We start from the raw sequence: 14,092 nt of genomic DNA on the forward strand, positions 1-14,092 counted from the left end.
CATGACCGAGAACGTCGGACCCATCGACGCCTCCCAGAATCCGCGGTACTCCGGGATCGCCACCTTCGCGCGGCTTCCCCGCATCGAGGACGTGCCGCGCGCCGACATCGCCGTCGTCGGCATCCCCTTCGACTCCGGGGTGAGCTACCGCCCAGGCACCCGGTTCGGGCCGTCGCACGTGCGCGAGTCGTCCCGCCTGCTGCGGCCGTACAACCCCGCGCAGGACGTCTCGCCGTTCGCGATCGCCCAGGTGGTGGATGCCGGAGACATCCCGGTGAACCCGTTCGACATCACCGCGGCCGTGAACGAGGTGGAGCGCGCGGCGTTGGCCCTCGGCGAGCAGGTCTCGCGCATCGTCACGATCGGCGGCGACCACACGGTGGCCCTGCCGCTGCTGCGCGCCGTCGCGGCGAAGCACGGTCCGGTCGCCGTGCTGCACTTCGACGCCCACCTCGACACCTGGGACACCTACTTCGGCGCCCCGATCACGCACGGGACGCCCTTCCGCCGCGCGAGCGAGGAGGGCCTGATCGACCTCACCGCGAGCTGCCACGTCGGCACCCGCGGTCCGCTCTACTCCAAGCAGGACCTCGAGGACGACGAGCGCCTGGGCTTCTCCATCGTGTCGAGCGAATACATCGAGGAGCACGGCGTCGAAGCCGGCATCCAGCGCATCCTGCAGCGCATCGGCGACCGTCCCCTCTACGTCTCGATCGACATCGACGTGCTCGACCCCGCGCACGCTCCCGGCACCGGCACTCCGGAGGCCGGCGGCCTCACGAGCCGCGAGCTGCTGCGCATCCTCCGCGCCCTGTCGGCGACGACCATCGTGGGAGCGGACGTGGTCGAGGTGTCGCCCGCCTACGACCACGCGCAGATGACCGGCATCGCCGCGAGCCACGTCCTGTACGAGCTGGTGACGCTGCTCGCGGCGCAACTCGCGCGCGACTGACGCGGGGCGGCGCCGGCCGCGTACTCACACGAAGGATGCCGCGAGCAGCTCGGCGAAGAGCTCCTCGGCGTCGCAGTCCACGCGGCGCCGGGCGAACCAGTCGCAGATGTTGACGCAGTCGCGGTGCAGCAGGTCGAGGCCCTGCGGATTGGCGATGATGTCGACGATCTGCGGCAGGTCGATCACCCGCACACGTCCCTCGTGCACGAGGAGGTTGTACGCCGACAGGTCCCCGTGCGCGAAGCCCGCCGCGGCGAACACCCGCATGATCTCCACGATCTGCGCGTAGAAGCCGGTGAGATCCTCGCGTGAGGAGCGCACCTGCGCCAGCCGCGGCGCGGCCGTGCCCGACTCGTCGCCGATGAACTCCATCAGGATCTCGGTGCCGTTCACCTGCACCGGGTACGGCACGGGCGCCCCGAGCTCGTGCATCCGGCACAGGGCGTCGAACTCGGCGATCGACCAGGCGGATGCCGCGACCTCACGGCCGTGGGAGGACTTCTTGGCGAGCGCGCGGGCGTCGCGCGTGTTCTGCACGCCGCGACCCTCCGTGTACATCGCCGAGCGGTGGAAGCTGCGGGTCTCCTCGCCGCGGTACCGTTTCGCCGCGAGCAGCGTGCGCTGATCGGGGTCGTCGGGCACGGCACGCTCCAGCAGGAACACGTCGGCCTCTTTGCCGGTCTTGAGGATGCCGAGCTCGGTGTCGAGCGCGCCGGCATCCGTCACGATCCAGGAGGGCCACGGCAGCGGTCCGCGCTGCGTGGGGATGGTGGTCGGCCAGGTGGTCCAGCGCTGCCCGTCGCCGGGCTCGACGTCGGCGAAGGTGAGGGAGAGTTCGAGTGCGTCGAAGGACGCGAGAGGATCGGTCACAGTATGTGGCTCCAGAAAGGGGAGGCCACACAGGCGGCGGCCTCAGGGAAGGATGTCGGCGAGGGGCGCGACAAAGACGTTCGTCATCTTCTCGGCTCCTCTCGCTCGTTCTTCCCGGGCTCTTCCCGGTGCGCCGTCGAGCTTACCCTCGGCGGCGGCGGTTGTCACGACCGGGATGGCGGAACGAGACGGACCAGCACCCCGTCGCCTTCGCCCCCGATCGCGACGACCCAGGAATCGCCGACCCGCGCGGCGGCGTTCGCCCCGCACAGGAACGGCAGCGGACGCTCGTCGCCGCCGGCGTCGGTCAGGAGCAGTGCATCCGCGCACCCCGAGCGCGCCTCGATGCTCGCGCGGGCCTCGGATGAGCCGCCGACGACCACACCCTGCTCGGCGGAGTCGCGGGCGCCTCCGCCCCACCAGAGGGCCGTCCCGTCGGCGGAGACAGCGACGTGAGGGCGCTCCGCGTTCTGCGCAGCCCGGGACCTCTCGGCGCCGTCGGGTTCGAGGACGACCCTGGCAGTGCGGGTGGCGAGATGGACGGCGCCCGTCGCGTCGACGTCGACGTCGACGGGGGGAAGGTCGGGCGATGATCCGGGCGCATCGCTCCAGTCCAGCGGCTCGGAATGCAGCAGGGTCCGTGCGCCGTCGTCGAGAGAGACCCGCAGCACCTCGTAGCCGAGTGCGCCGTCGTCGCCCACCCGGTAGCGGATGACGATCGCCGCACCGGACTGGACGGCGACGTCGCCGAACTCGAAGTCGCCGAAGTCCGTGGGCCCGCCGGATCCGCTCGGCGCCTCGCCGGGCAGATCGCGCATGCTCAGGGTCGAGGTGTCGAGAACCGCGAGCACGGGGGCGCCCTCGTCGCGCACCACGACGAGCTCGGTCGGGGAGAGCGTCGCCATCGCGGTGATCCGCGAGAGGGGGGAGTCGAGCGGAGCGTTGAACCTCGCGACCGTCTCCTCCTCGGCGTCGACGTGCAGCCAGGACCCGGAGGACACGGCCCAGAAGCCGCCGTCGCCGTCGGGCGTCAGATGGGACATGCCGTAGGCGATGTCGGCGCGTTCGGCGCCGAACGGGATCGGTTCGAGCGTCCAGTCGGAGGGCCCCGGCTGCGGCGCGCACCCCGTCAGCGCCGTCGCCAGCACGGCGGCCACCGCGGCTCCTGTCAGCATCCATCCGCCGTTCTGCCGTCTCCTGTGCATGCGACCACCCTGCAGGGCCGACCTGGGAGGCTCCCGATCCCGACAGGCCCCGGACGGCCCCGGACGAATGGTCGGATGCCGTGGACGCGACGTCGGGCGACGGCATCCGGAGCCTGCGAGGGTGGAACCATGACGACGACCGCCCCTGTTCCCACCATCGGCTCCGCCCCCGTCGAGCGCATGCGCTACGGCGGGCTCATCGTGCTGATGCTGATGGGGTTCCTGCTGGTGACGGCGGAGTTCCTGCCCAACGGCGTCCTCACCGAGATGGCCGACGCGCTGGGGGTCACCCCGGGGCAGGCCGGGCAGACCGTGACGGTGACCGCGCTCGTCGGTCTCGTGGTGGCGCCGACCATCGGCCTCATCTTCCCTCGTCTCGACCGACGATCGCTGCTCGTGTGGATGGCGCTCGCCGCGGCCGTGTCGAACCTCATCGTGGCGTTCGCGCCGAACCTCGTCATCGTGCTGGCGGCGCGGTTCCTGCTGGGCGCCGCCATCAGCGCGTTCTGGTCGATGTCGATCACGGTCGCCGCGACCCTCGCCGGCCCCGACCGGCTCGGACGCGGAGTCATGTTCACGTCGGCCGGCGTCTCGCTCGCCACGGTCGCCGGGGTTCCGCTCGGCGTCATGCTCTCCGAGCTCGTCGACTGGCGCATGGTGTTCGGCATCGCCAGCGCGCTGATGGTGGTGCTCGCGGTCGCGCTGCGGTTCACGCTCCCCTCGGTGCCCGCGGCTCAGGCCTCCAGCATCCGCCTCCTCGTCGACACGCTGCGTCGCCCCGGCATCGGCCTCGGCATGGCCGGTCACATCTTCGTCGTGCTCGGGCACTTCCTCGCCTACACGTACGTGCGTCTCGCGCTCGAGCGCATCCCCGAGGTCGACGCCTCCACGATCGTCGTGCTCCTCGCGCTGTTCGGCCTCGGCGGCCTGGCGGGCAACATCGCCATCGGACTCGTGATCGACCGCACCTTCGCGTTCTTCGCGGTCTTCGCGCCCGTGGTGATCGCGGTCGCCGTGATCTCGATGATCGTCTTCTCGGGGTCGATCGTCGGCGTCGCGATCGTCGTGCTCGTGTGGGGCTTCTTCTTCTCGTCCTGGCTGATCGTCGCGAACACCTGGGTCGGACACCGGATGCCGGATCGCCTCGAAGCAGGCGGCAGCCTCGTCGTCGTGGGCTTCCAGGCGGCGATCACGATCGCGGCCGGTGTGGGCGGACTCCTCGTCGACACGCTGAGCATCGAGCTCGTCTACGTGGTCGGCGCGGTGTCGTTGCTGCTCGGCGCGGCGCTCTTCGGCGCATCGAACCGGGCCCGGGCTCCACGCATCGCCGTCGCGTAGCCGCGGCTCCCTGGCACGGCGTCGGAGTCTGTGACACCCTCCGTCTGCAGTCCCCCGTGAGCACAGCTTCGGAGCAGGTACGCCGGGCACAGCTTCGGAGCGGGGCTGCGGGCACAACTTCGGAGCAGGGATGCCGGCGGCGGCGTGTCGCGTCGTCCTGGCGGCGTGTCGCCTGATCGGGTCCGAAGTTGTGCCCGGGGGAGGTCCGAAGTTGTGCCCGGAAGAAGCGGCTGCAGGGGCGAGGTGCGGGGCTAAGCCGAGACGGGGAGGCGGGATGCCGTGCGCCAGGCGCTCGGGGTCAGGCCGGTGCGGCGGCGGAAGGCGCGGCTGAACCCCTCATCGGAGGCGTAGCCCAGCTCGCGGGAGGTCTCCGAGACGGAACGCCCCGCCTCCAGCATCCGCTTCGCCGCGTCGACGCGCACCTCGGTGACGTAGTCGGCGGGGGAGCGGCCGATCGCGCTGCGGAACCGCTCCGCGAACGCGGAGCGCGACATGGCGCCGACGCCGGCGAGGCGTTCGACGGTCCACTCGCGACCGGGCTCCTCGTGGATCGCCTCGACGACGCGGTCGAGGAACGGATCCTTCGAGACCGACGGCCACCCCTCGGGGGCGCAGCCGTTCGCCGCCCAGGCGCGGATGACCGACAGCAGCACCGTCGTCGCCATCATGCGGCAGATCAGCGGATCACCCTGGCGCACCGCGCAGGCGGCCGGGTCGGTCGGGCCCATGCTGGCGGCCAGCGCCGCAGCCGCAGGTTCGAGCACGTCGAATCCGGTGACGGTGATGTAGTCGGGCAGCACGGCGTCGAGCGTCGACGCCGAGTCGGCCCATTCGAGATCGACGACCACCAGCGTGGTCTCGGCGTCAGCCTCGAGAGCGAGCGCGGTGCGCCCCACCGTGAGGAAGGCGTCGCCGGCTGTCAGCACGGCGCGCGGGCCGGGGATGTCGACGGCGATGAGGTGCGAGGAGCGGTCGACGTCCAGTCGGCACCCGGAGTCCAGCGGAGGGATGCCGTGCACGGCGCCGTGGGCGATGTAGACGAGCGTCGCCGCACCCGGCGCGAGCGGAAGCAGCGCACCGGCATCCAGGATCCGGCGTCGACCGACGCCCACGCGGAGGTCGACGGCGCCGAGAACCTGCGAGAGGGCTTCGGAGTCGACGGTCACCATGCCTTCGGCAACGTCGGGGAGCGCCGGGGTATTCCGCGGAGACGCGAATGTGACGGGCAGCACCTCCTGGGGGCGTTCCCCTCCGCGGGCTCTAACGTTGATCTCGTGAAGAGGAAGCGTGGCCGTCGTGTCCTGAAAGTGATCGTCTGGGGTGTCGTCGCCGTCGTCGTGCTCGGGATCGTCGGCGTCGTCGGCTGGAGCCAGATCGGGGTGATGCCCGCCGAGAAGGCCCCGCTGGCGAGCGTTCGCGAGAACCCGGCGATCCACGTCGAGGACGCCGAGCAGGGCATCGTTCTCACGCCCGCAGACGGCGATTCCGAGCTGGGCCTGGTCTTCATCCCCGGGGCGAAGGTGGATCCGTGGGCGTACGCCCCGATCCTGCAGAGCCTCGCCGAGGAGGGCGTCACCGTGGTGATCACCCGCCCGTGGCTGAACCTCGCCTTCTTCGACCTGCGTGGACTCGACTCCTTCACCTCTGCCGCCCCCGACATCGACGACTGGGCCGTCGGCGGGCACTCGCTGGGCGGCGTGCGCGCGTGCCAGCTGGCCGCCGATGCGGAGGCCCTCGTGCTGTTCGGCTCGTACTGCTCGAACGACCTCTCCGACACCGATCTCGCCGTGCTGAGCATCTCGGGGAGCGAGGACGGACTGTCGACGCCGGAGAAGATCGAGGCGGCCAGGGCCCTGCTCCCCGGTGATGCCGAGATGGTCCAGATCGAGGGTGCGTCCCACGCGTCGTTCGGCGACTACGGTCCCCAGGACGGCGACGGGCAGCCGACGATCACGGACGAGGAGATGCACGCGCGCGTCGCCGAGATCCTGAACGCCTTCATGGCCGACCTCCCCCAGTCCTGAGCGGTCGAACCGCGCATCCGAGCGAGCACGACTCAACCATTCGATGGATCACGGATGCCGCGGAGCCGCCTAGCGTGGGGAGTACCCGATTCCTAGGAGCACTGTGTTCACCGAGCCCTCCCGCCTGTACCGCGTCCTGGCCATCGCCGAGGCGATCACCTGGACGCTCCTCATCTCGGCCCTCATCGCGCGGGCGGCCGGCGCTCCGGGGATCGTCGTCACGATCGGCGGCGGCATCCACGGGTTCGTGTTCCTCGCCTACGGAGCGACCGCGATCCTCGTGGCGCTGAACAACCGCTGGCACGCGGGCGTCGCCGTGCTCGCCGTCGCCAGCGCGATCGTGCCCTACGCGACGATCCCGATGGAGATCTGGCTGCACCGCACGGGGCGCCTCGCCGGCGCCTGGCGGCTGGAGGAGGGCGAGGACCCGCGCGACCGGCACTGGATCGACCGGCTGATGCGCTGGTTCCTGCGGCGTCCGTGGGTGCTGGGCGGGCTGATCGCGATCGCGGTCGTGGCGCTCTACGTCATCCTGCTGCTCGTGGGTCCGCCCGGAGGCAAGTGACCTCGCCCGTCACGGGGTGATGATGATCGCGTTCTTCTCGACGATCTCGTCGAAGACCGCGCCCACGTCGCCGCCCACGCAGTCGACGATCACGAAGACGCCGGCCCCCGTTGCCGTGAACGCGCGCGCCGTGACCGACCAGTCGTGCCCGTCGCGCGTCCCGGTCAGCTGACGCGCATCGACCAGCGGCGTGCCGCCGGTCTGGTACCCGAGCTGCACGGTCGTCGCGAGCAGCGTCACGGATGCCGAGGTCGTGCCGCCGACGACCTGCGCGAGCACCGCGTCCGAACTGACCTCGTCGTCGCCCGGCGTCATGTCCACATCGGATGCGAGCCCCTGCCAGAACCGCGCCGTGCAGGTGTCGTCGACCGTGCCGTCCGTCCATCCGCCGTTGCCGTCGTCGGGGGCGACCGACTTCCAGCCGTCGTCGAACATGAGTCCGTCGCCCCACTGGATGTACGCGGTCGACGGCAGATCGGCGCCGTCGGCGAACGACATCGTCGCGGGGATGCCGTCTTCTGCGGGCTCGTCGGAGGGAACCGGGGTGCTCGTCGGCCCCTCGACCACCGGCGGATCCGCGGGGATCTGCGCGTAGAGGCAGCCGCTCAGCGGCAGCGCGACGACTCCGACGATGATCGCCGCGGCGAGACGGCCCCCCGATGTACGCGTCATGCCGGTCAGCCTAGCCCCGAGGCGAGAGGCGCGGGAGGTCAGTGCGCTGTGGCGACGCCCACGGCGTCGTGCACGATCACGGCCGCGACGCGGGCTCCGGCGCCGGCCGCGACGATGAGCTGCTGGGGTCCGGGGGCGGCGGCATCCCCCGCGGCGTAGAGGCCGGGCACATCGGTGCGCCCTGAGCGGTCGGTGACGAGGTGCCCGTGCCCGTCGACCGCCGCGGTGAAGCCGTCGAGGAACGAGAGGTCGGTCTCCCACGCCGGCCGCACGAACCCGCCGCCGACCCTGATCACCTGACCGCCGTCGAGACGGATCGCCTCGAGCCTGCCCCGTTCACCCACGAGCTCGGTGATCGGATGCCGCAGCACGGCGATCCCTGCAGCAGCGAGCTCGGCCTCCTCCGTCGTCGTGACGGCGTCGGAGCCGTTCGTGAAGACCGTGAGGCTCTCGGTCCAGCGGGCGATCAGCCGTGCGCGATCGGCGAGGTCGGCGGACTCCCCGATGAGCGCGAGACGTCGACCGCGCAGCTCCCACGCGTCGCAGGCCGCGCAGCTGAACAGGCTCATGCCGTAGAAACCCCGCAGGTTCGGCACCTCCGGCAGCGTCTCGCGCAGGCCGGTGGCGAGCAGCACGGCGCGCGTGCGGACCGTCTCCGTGGCCGCCGTGCGGCCGATCCCCGCGGCGAACCCGTCGTCCGTCTGCGTCAGCGAGGCGACGCGCACGCGGGAGCGGATCTCGACATTCGGGTAGGCGGCGAGCTCCGCCCGGGCGAGCTTGCGCAGCTCGTGCGGGGGCACGCCGTCGCGGGTCAGGAAGCCGTGCGAGTTCAACGTCGCCGCGTTCCGCGGGCGATCGGCATCCACGACGAGCACCCGCACCAGGGATCGGCCCAGGTTGAGGGCGGCGGAGAGGCCCGCAGGGCCCCCGCCGATGATCAGCACGTCGTACGGAGCCGTCTCAGCCATGCGCACCCTCCTGTGGGGGAAGGGCGGCGACCACCGGGTGGTCGAACGCGGAGACGCCGACCTTGGCGGCGCCGCCGGGCGAGCCGAGCTCATCGAAGAACTCCACATTCGCCTTGTAGTAATCCTGCCACTCCTCGGGCAGGTCGTCCTCGTAGTAGATCGCCTCCACGGGGCACACCGGCTCGCAGGCGCCGCAGTCGACGCACTCGTCGGGGTGGATGTAGAGGGAGCGCTCTCCCTCGTAGATGCAGTCGACGGGGCACTCGTCGATGCAGGCGCGATCCTTCACATCGACGCAGGGGAGCGCGATGACGTAGGTCATCGGACGAGAGCGCCGTCGCGGGACACCGCGACCTGCTCGTCGCGGGGCACGACCTTCACCCGCTCGCGGGCGTGCCGGTGCGTCTCGCCGAGGCGACGCTCGTGGGCGTCGAGGGCCAGCCAGCCGTCCCAGGTCGTGTACTCGGCGCCGTCCGCGTCGAGCACGTCGAGCACGTCCTCGTCGGAGGCGGGGTCTGCGAGCAGCCCGGCCTCCGCGTCCGCCACGAGGTGCGTGATCGTCTCCAGCGCGTCGGACTTCGTGTGCCCGATGAGGCCGACGGGGCCGCGCTTGATCCAGCCGGTCGCGTACAGGCCGGGCTCGTCGGCCACACGGCCGCCGTCGTTCGGCACCACGCCGCGCGCCTCGTCGAACGGCGCATCGACCACACGGGTGCCGTAGTACCCGACCGCGCGGTACACGGCCTGCACGGCGTAGTCGCGGAACTCCCCGGTGCGCACGAGGGCGCCATCGGCATCCGCGCGCGTCCGCTCGAAGCGGATGCTCTCGACCCGCCCGTCGCCCTCGATCGCGACGGGGGCGTGCCAGAAGTGCAGGTGCAGTCGGCGGGATGCCGTGCCCGCCGGGCGGTCACGCCAGCCGTTCAGCGTGCGCAGCATGACCTTGAGCTGGTTGTTCGTCGCGGCTGCCGGGTCGACGCCGTCGAAGTCCTCGTCGTGCAGCACGATGTCGACGTCGCGCACCTCGCCGAGCTCCCGCAGTTCGATGGGCGTGAACTTGATGTCGGCGGGGCCGCGGCGTCCGAACACGTGCACGTCGGTGACCGCGGAGGACTCCAGACCCGCCAGGACGTTGTCGGGCACCTCGGTCGTGCGGAGGTCCACGGCGTGCTTCGCGAGAACCCGGGCGACGTCGAGTGCGACGTTGCCGTTGCCGATCACCGCCACAGACGACGCGTCGAGAGGCCAGGTGCGCGCGACATCGGGGTGGCCGTCGAACCACGCCACGAAGTCGGCGGCGCCGTAGGAGCCGGGGAGCTCGACGCCGGGGATGTCGAGGGCCGCATCACGGATCGCCCCGGTCGCGAGGATGACCGCGTGGTAGCGCTCGCGGAGATCGTCGAGGGAGACGTCGCGGCCGACCTCCACGTTGCCGATGAAGCGGATCGTGCGCCGGGTGGGCGCGGGGTCCCCGTCGGCGACGACGGGGAACGCGTCGAGCATCTCGTGCAGCGAGTTCACGATGCCCTTGATGCGCGGGTGGTCGGGGGCGACGCCGTAGCGGATGAGGCCGTAGGGCGCGGGGAGCGACTCGAACAGGTCGATCTCCACGCGGCCGGAGCGCTCGGCGACGGCGTTCGCGAGGAGGTTGCCCGCGTAGATGCCCGCGGGGCCGGCGCCGACGATCGCGACGCGCAGGGCCAGCGGACGCGGCGAAGACGAGGAGACGGGGGTCGATGACATGGCGGATCTTTCGGTGCGGGTGCGGGTGCGGGTGCGGGTGCGGGCGCGGTCAGCGGTTGAGGGAGGTCTCGACGGCCTGGACGAGTCCGGTGTCGACGGCGAGCCCCGCGATGAGGGCATCGCTCCAGTGGGTCCTGGGGGGCTGCGAGGAGATGGTCACGGATGCCGCGGCGTGCGGGCTCAGCCGCACGACGTCTCCCACCACGATCACGGCGGGGGAGCGCACCTGGCGGGAGGCCGCGAGCGAGGCGATCGTCCCGAGTGTGCCGATCGTGATGCGTTGGCTCTCACCGAAGCCGTCTTCGATGATCGCGACGGGGCAGTCGTCGCCGCGGGCGCCGGCGGCGAGGACGTGGGCGGAGTGCCCCAGCGTGTTCACCCCCATCAGCAGCACGACCGTGTGGTCGGAGCCGCCGGGGATGCGCTCGATCTGGTCGTGCGCGCTGACCACGGTGAACGAGGCCGCCAGGCCGCGGTGGGTGAGCGGGATGCCGGCGACGGCGGGCACCGAGACGGCGCTGGTGACGCCGGGCACGACCTCGACCGTGACGCCGGCCTCCTCGCAGAAAAGCTGCTCCTCACGGCCTCGGCCGAAGACGAACGGATCGCCGCCCTTCAGGCGCACGACGTCCCGACCCTCGCGGGCCAGGGAGACGAGGAGCTCGTTGATGCCGTCCTGGGGCACCGGGTGGTGGCCGGGGAGCTTGCCGACGTCGACGACCTCCGCCGTCAGCACGACGCCCTCCTCCGCGAGCTGCTGCAGCACCTGCCGCGCGCCGAGGCGGTCGGCGACGATGACGTCGGCATCCTGCAGCGCCCGCAGTCCGCGGAGCGTGAGCAGACCGGCGTCTCCCGGTCCCGCCCCGACGAGGGTCACTCTTCCGGTCATCGTGCACCTCCGAGGAGCAGTCCGCGATTGCGCAGCATCCGGCGCTCGAGCGGGGCGAACAGGACCAGCTCGATGACGATGCCGATCGCGAGGATGAGGAGGATCGTGCCGAGCACGCTCGCGAGGTCGGCGAGCTCGCGCGACTGGTTGAGCATCGTGCCCAGCCCGAATCCCATCGACCCGCCCATCGTGATGATCTCGGCCGCCATCAGGGAGCGCCACGAGAACGCCCACCCCTGCTTGAGGCCCGCGAAGTACCCGGGCAGGGCGGCGGGGAGCGTCACCGCGGTCGCCAGCTGCCAGCGGCTCGCACCGAGCACGATGCCGACGCGACGCAGCTGCGGCGGCACCTGGTCGATGCCGGAGAGCAGCCCGTTCACGATCGAGGGGATCGCCCCCATCAGGATCACGAAGTACGCGGTGCCGTCGGTCAGGCCGAACCAGATGATCGCGGCGGGCACCCAGGCTACGGAGGGCAGCACGGTGAGTCCCGAGATGAGCGGGCCGGCGGCGCGACGCAGCAGCTTCCACTCGGCGAGCAGCATCCCGAGAGCGGTGCCGCCCACGATCGCGATGAGGAAGCCGATGACGCCGCGTTCGAGGCTCGTGAGCACCGCCTCCTGCAGGCGACCCGACTCCCACGCGTCGCCGAGCGCCGAGGCGACGGCGAGCGGGCTCGGAGCCTTGTCGGGGCGGGGGTTCGCGATGACGACGTAGAGCTGCCAGACGGCGAGCAGCACGACGAGCAGCGTGACCGGAGGCAGCGTCTTGGCGAGCACGTCGCGCCACCGCGGTGTGCGCTGCACCTCGTCGGACTGCAGGCGGTCGAGGCCGGTCGACAGTGTGCGCAGGTCGCCGTACGCATCGCCGCTCGCGGTGTCGTCCGCCGGGCGGAAGACGGTGGTCTCATGAGGCATTGCGGGCGATCTCCTTCCGCAGCTCGGCGGTGATCTCGGTGGCGAGGGCGGCGACCTCGGGCGACTCGATGCGGCGCCCCGAGGTGTTCGCGATGCGCCACTCGCCGGCGATGCGACCTGGGCGGCTGGAGAGCAGGATGACCCGCTGGCCCAGTCGAGCGGCCTCTCGCACGTTGTGCGTGACGAACACGATCGTGCGGCCGGTGGCCCGCCACACGCGCTCGAGCTCCTCGTGCAGCAGGTCGCGGGTGATGGCGTCGAGGGCGGCGAAGGGCTCGTCCATGAGCAGCACGGCGCGATCCTGCGCGAGGGCGCGGGCGAGGGCGACGCGCTGGCGCATGCCGCCGGAGAGCTCGTGCGGCCGCTTGTCGGCGGCCTCGGCGAGGTTGACGGTGCCGAGCAGACGCTCGGCCTCCGCGCGTCGGTCGCCTCGGGGCACGCCGCGCAGTCGCAGCGCGAGCTCGACGTTCTGACGGGCGGTGAGCCACGGCATCAGCGCGGACTCCTGGAACATCACGGCCGCGCCCCCGTCGGGGGTCTCGATCCCGCCGCTGGTGACGGGCTCGAGCCCCGCGACGAGGTTGAGCAGCGTCGACTTGCCGCAGCCGGAGGCTCCGAGCAGGCAGATGAACTCTCCGGGGGCGATGTCGAGGGAGACGTCATCGAGGACGACCGGCCCCGAGCCGTAGCGCTTGGTGACGTGCGAGAGGCGCACCGCGGGGTCGACGGAGGGCGCAGGCGCGGCCAGGGGGGTGACGCCGTCGAAGCTGGGCGTCAGCCTGGTCGCGGATGCTGGCAGGGGAAGGTCCCTGAGCCCGCCGAAGGGCCCCGCGGGCGCGCTCATCAGTCCTCCCCGAGTCCTGCGGCCGAGACGGTGTCCTCGCCGGCCTTCTTCAGGAGCGCGTTCAGCGGCGTCAGATCGAACAGCCCGTCGATCGAGCCCTTCTTCTGCGTGCCGGCGGCCAGCCCGTTCTCCACGAGCTTCGTGAAGGTCTCGGCGTGCGGGTCGACCGTGAACGTGACGTTCTCGAGTGCGCGGGCCAGCACCTCATCGGAGAGCTTCTTGCCCGTCGCCTTCTCCAGGGCGTCGTTGATGACGGCCGGGGCCTCGTCGGCGTGCTCGTCGAGCCACTGCACCGCGGCGATGTGCCCCTCCAGCAGCTCCTCGACGATCTTCGGGTGCTCCTCGGCGAAGTCCTTGCGCACGAGCAGCACCGTGGTCGGGAACGCGCCGTCGGGCCAGAGGTCGGCCTCGTCGACGAGCACGTGCGCTCCGGCCTCGACGACCAGTCGCGACACCCACGGCTCGGGGAGCCAGGCGCCGTCGAGCTGCCCGTCCTGGAACAGCGTCAGCGTCTGCGCGTTCTCGGTGGGCGTGATGGCGACGTCGCCCCCGCCGGAGGTCGAGGTCTCGAAGCCCTCCTCGGCGAGCCAGCTGCGCAGCGCCACGTCCTGCGTGTTGCCGAGCTGGGGCGTCGCGATGTTCGCGCCCTTGAGGTCCTCCGGCTTGTCGATGCCGTCGCGCACGACCAGCGCCGCACCGCCGGAGGTCGCTCCGGCGATGATGTTCGCCGACTCGCCGCCCGACTGGATGAAGGTGTTGATCGCCGGGTTGGGCCCGATGTAGGTGGCGTCGATCGCCCCGGCCGAGAGGGCCTCGATCGCGGCCGGTCCGGCGTTGAAGACCTCCGTCTTCACGTCGACGTCGCCGAGAGCATCCTGGAACAGCCCTTCGGAGAGCCCGACCAGCGCCGGCGCGTGCGTGACGTTGGCGAAGTAGCCCAGACGCACCTCGGAGAGGTCGTCCTTCGCGGCGTCTGACGCGCTCGGCGCGGCGGATGCCGAGGCGCAGCCGGCCAGCATCATGGCAGCGAGTCCAAGGGCTGTGAGTGCGGTGGTCCTGCGGGTGATCTTCACGGTGTCGCCTCCTTAGCGAGTGGTGGGGTGGT

Annotated in this window: 15 protein-coding genes; 4 read left to right on the top strand and 11 right to left on the bottom strand. The window is 71.5% G+C overall.

Annotated features, from left to right (window positions below; translation table 11 throughout):
- The first annotated feature begins 1 nt into the window (after nt 1).
- Nucleotides 2-952: an agmatinase gene (gene speB / locus ACFVRO_RS05125; protein ID WP_386949943.1), complete on the top strand. Its 951-nt coding sequence runs from the start codon at nt 2-4 to the stop codon at nt 950-952.
- 24 nt (nt 953-976) lie between these two features.
- On the opposite strand, the gene ACFVRO_RS05130 is transcribed toward speB, so the two are convergent.
- Nucleotides 977-1,822 carry a serine protein kinase RIO gene (locus ACFVRO_RS05130; RefSeq protein WP_386949945.1) on the bottom strand — a complete coding sequence of 282 codons (846 nt, stop codon included), beginning with the start codon at nt 1,820-1,822 and terminating at the stop codon, nt 977-979.
- Nucleotides 1,823-1,986: 164 nt separating this feature from the next.
- Nucleotides 1,987-3,027, bottom strand: a complete 1,041-nt coding sequence (locus tag ACFVRO_RS05135; protein WP_386949948.1) for a hypothetical protein — start codon at nt 3,025-3,027, stop codon at nt 1,987-1,989.
- 129 nt (nt 3,028-3,156) lie between these two features.
- Between ACFVRO_RS05135 and ACFVRO_RS05140 the strand changes: the two genes are divergently transcribed.
- On the top strand, nt 3,157-4,365 hold the full coding sequence (locus ACFVRO_RS05140) for an MFS transporter (RefSeq protein ID WP_386949951.1): 1,209 nt from the start codon (nt 3,157-3,159) through the stop codon (nt 4,363-4,365).
- A 251-nt stretch (nt 4,366-4,616) separates the two neighbouring features.
- On the opposite strand, the gene ACFVRO_RS05145 is transcribed toward ACFVRO_RS05140, so the two are convergent.
- A complete protein-coding gene (locus tag ACFVRO_RS05145) occupies nt 4,617-5,534 on the bottom strand; it encodes a helix-turn-helix domain-containing protein (RefSeq protein WP_386949954.1) in 918 nt (305 codons plus the stop codon).
- Nucleotides 5,535-5,639: 105 nt separating this feature from the next.
- Between ACFVRO_RS05145 and ACFVRO_RS05150 the strand changes: the two genes are divergently transcribed.
- Together ACFVRO_RS05150 and ACFVRO_RS05155 are read left to right on the top strand one after the other, a co-directional pair.
- Nucleotides 5,640-6,389 carry an alpha/beta hydrolase gene (locus ACFVRO_RS05150; protein WP_386949956.1) on the top strand — a complete coding sequence of 250 codons (750 nt, stop codon included), beginning with the start codon at nt 5,640-5,642 and terminating at the stop codon, nt 6,387-6,389.
- 103 nt (nt 6,390-6,492) lie between these two features.
- Complete coding sequence (locus ACFVRO_RS05155) at nt 6,493-6,954, top strand: DUF3817 domain-containing protein (protein WP_386949959.1); 462 nt, start codon at nt 6,493-6,495, stop codon at nt 6,952-6,954.
- 9 nt (nt 6,955-6,963) lie between these two features.
- Here ACFVRO_RS05155 and ACFVRO_RS05160 read toward each other — a convergent pair whose 3' ends face one another.
- Genes ACFVRO_RS05160 through ACFVRO_RS05195 form a run of 8 tightly spaced genes read right to left on the bottom strand, consistent with a single transcriptional unit; the run spans nt 6,964 to nt 14,060 of the window.
- The gene (locus ACFVRO_RS05160; RefSeq protein WP_386949961.1) at nt 6,964-7,626 is read right to left on the bottom strand and encodes a hypothetical protein; all 663 of its coding nucleotides are present in this window, start codon (nt 7,624-7,626) and stop codon (nt 6,964-6,966) included.
- Nucleotides 7,627-7,664: 38 nt separating this feature from the next.
- A complete protein-coding gene (locus ACFVRO_RS05165) occupies nt 7,665-8,594 on the bottom strand; it encodes an NAD(P)/FAD-dependent oxidoreductase (RefSeq protein WP_386949964.1) in 930 nt (309 codons plus the stop codon).
- On the bottom strand, nt 8,587-8,916 hold the full coding sequence (gene fdxA, locus ACFVRO_RS05170; RefSeq protein ID WP_105677072.1) for a ferredoxin: 330 nt from the start codon (nt 8,914-8,916) through the stop codon (nt 8,587-8,589). The genes ACFVRO_RS05165 and fdxA overlap by 8 nt, the downstream gene beginning before the upstream one ends.
- Entirely contained in the window at nt 8,913-10,337 is a 1,425-nt protein-coding gene (locus ACFVRO_RS05175; protein ID WP_386949966.1) for an FAD-dependent oxidoreductase, read from the bottom strand. The genes fdxA and ACFVRO_RS05175 overlap by 4 nt, the downstream gene beginning before the upstream one ends.
- A gap of 49 nt (nt 10,338-10,386) precedes the next feature.
- Complete coding sequence (gene cobA / locus ACFVRO_RS05180; RefSeq protein ID WP_386949969.1) at nt 10,387-11,226, bottom strand: uroporphyrinogen-III C-methyltransferase; 840 nt, start codon at nt 11,224-11,226, stop codon at nt 10,387-10,389.
- Nucleotides 11,223-12,143 carry an ABC transporter permease gene (locus tag ACFVRO_RS05185; RefSeq protein ID WP_105676416.1) on the bottom strand — a complete coding sequence of 307 codons (921 nt, stop codon included), beginning with the start codon at nt 12,141-12,143 and terminating at the stop codon, nt 11,223-11,225. The genes cobA and ACFVRO_RS05185 overlap by 4 nt, the downstream gene beginning before the upstream one ends.
- Entirely contained in the window at nt 12,133-12,987 is an 855-nt protein-coding gene (locus ACFVRO_RS05190; RefSeq protein WP_105676415.1) for an ABC transporter ATP-binding protein, read from the bottom strand. Before ACFVRO_RS05190 ends, ACFVRO_RS05185 begins: the two co-directional genes overlap by 11 nt.
- On the bottom strand, nt 12,987-14,060 hold the full coding sequence (locus ACFVRO_RS05195) for an ABC transporter substrate-binding protein (protein ID WP_386949970.1): 1,074 nt from the start codon (nt 14,058-14,060) through the stop codon (nt 12,987-12,989). Before ACFVRO_RS05195 ends, ACFVRO_RS05190 begins: the two co-directional genes overlap by 1 nt.
- Between the last annotated feature and the right edge of the window lie 32 nt (nt 14,061-14,092).

This window comes from Microbacterium sp. NPDC057944 (genome assembly GCF_042887445.1).
Classification (GTDB): Bacteria; Actinomycetota; Actinomycetes; order Actinomycetales; family Microbacteriaceae; genus Microbacterium; species Microbacterium natoriense.

Bases quoted from the DNA above. Each gene is read 5' to 3' on its own strand.
- ACFVRO_RS05190 (WP_105676415.1), bottom strand. From the start codon at position 12,987: ATGAGCGCGCCCGCGGGGCCCTTCGGCGGGCTCAGGGACCTTCCCCTG.
- fdxA (WP_105677072.1), bottom strand. From the start codon at position 8,916: ATGACCTACGTCATCGCGCTCCCCTGCGTCGATGTGAAGGATCGCGCC.
- ACFVRO_RS05165 (WP_386949964.1), bottom strand. From the start codon at position 8,594: ATGGCTGAGACGGCTCCGTACGACGTGCTGATCATCGGCGGGGGCCCT.
- ACFVRO_RS05175 (WP_386949966.1), bottom strand. From the start codon at position 10,337: ATGTCATCGACCCCCGTCTCCTCGTCTTCGCCGCGTCCGCTGGCCCTG.
- speB (WP_386949943.1), top strand. From the start codon at position 2: ATGACCGAGAACGTCGGACCCATCGACGCCTCCCAGAATCCGCGGTAC.
- ACFVRO_RS05160 (WP_386949961.1), bottom strand. From the start codon at position 7,626: ATGACGCGTACATCGGGGGGCCGTCTCGCCGCGGCGATCATCGTCGGA.
- ACFVRO_RS05185 (WP_105676416.1), bottom strand. From the start codon at position 12,143: ATGCCTCATGAGACCACCGTCTTCCGCCCGGCGGACGACACCGCGAGC.
- ACFVRO_RS05140 (WP_386949951.1), top strand. From the start codon at position 3,157: ATGACGACGACCGCCCCTGTTCCCACCATCGGCTCCGCCCCCGTCGAG.
- ACFVRO_RS05135 (WP_386949948.1), bottom strand. From the start codon at position 3,027: ATGCACAGGAGACGGCAGAACGGCGGATGGATGCTGACAGGAGCCGCG.
- ACFVRO_RS05145 (WP_386949954.1), bottom strand. From the start codon at position 5,534: ATGGTGACCGTCGACTCCGAAGCCCTCTCGCAGGTTCTCGGCGCCGTC.
- cobA (WP_386949969.1), bottom strand. From the start codon at position 11,226: ATGACCGGAAGAGTGACCCTCGTCGGGGCGGGACCGGGAGACGCCGGT.